The 653-nt window shown below is 55.9% G+C and carries 1 protein-coding gene; it reads left to right on the top strand.

Going from position 1 to position 653, the window contains the following annotated elements:
- The first annotated feature begins 159 nt into the window (after positions 1-159).
- A complete protein-coding gene (locus HLUSI_RS34520) occupies positions 160-522 on the top strand; it encodes a hypothetical protein (protein WP_016836297.1) in 363 nt (120 codons plus the stop codon).
- Positions 523-653: the final 131 nt, after the last annotated feature.

Below are 653 nucleotides of genomic sequence, written 5' to 3'. Positions count from 1 at the left end.
GAGGGAAGAAACGGCCGCATGATTTCCATATGGCACGCCTGTAAAAACATGTGCAAAAGACATGTTGATGCCTTGGCATCCCTTGCTGGACGCGGAATTCAGGCTTTCACATCGGTCCGGAGTTTGTGCTAGTATCGGTTTCATTGCCGTGAGGAAATCATGAAAACTATCGAGCTGGACACCGAATACACACTGGAAGATCGGGCTGAGAAAATCAGCGAGCGCAGCATCCCGAAGAAATCCGTGCGCGCCGTCGCCGAACCGGTCGATCCCAACGTCGAACTGACCGGCGAAGAGCTGCGCTGGATGTATAGCGTGTTCAAGGGCGACTTCCGCATCATTCCGCGCCGCGTGGTGCAAAGCGTGATCAGCAAGGGCCTGGGTATTCCCAATCTGGGCGGCGCCTTCAACCTGACCAACGCCGGCCGCAATGTATTCCGCCGTACGTCGCCGGCGGCCAATGATGAATTGCATATCATCAAATCGCGCTCCCGGCATCGTTCCAACTGGCGTCTGGGGTAAAGCGCGTCGGTATTGCCGTGCCTGATGACAGGCTGCGGCGGAGACGGAGTGCAGTACCGAAAGCAGTATTCGACATCGCGTCGGATGCTGCTTTTTTCATGGCGGGATGGTTTTTGCCGCGGACATAAAAA

The sequence above is a fragment of the Herbaspirillum lusitanum P6-12 genome (assembly GCF_000256565.1).
In the GTDB taxonomy this organism is placed as follows: domain Bacteria; phylum Pseudomonadota; class Gammaproteobacteria; order Burkholderiales; family Burkholderiaceae_D; genus Herbaspirillum; species Herbaspirillum lusitanum.
The sequence above is the reverse complement of the archived record's forward strand: the minus strand, read 5'-3'. Positions and strand labels throughout refer to the sequence as shown.

What these genes read in the sequence shown, in the direction of transcription:
- HLUSI_RS34520 (WP_016836297.1), top strand. Translation starts at nt 160, where the DNA reads ATGAAAACTATCGAGCTGGACACCGAATACACACTGGAAGATCGGGCT.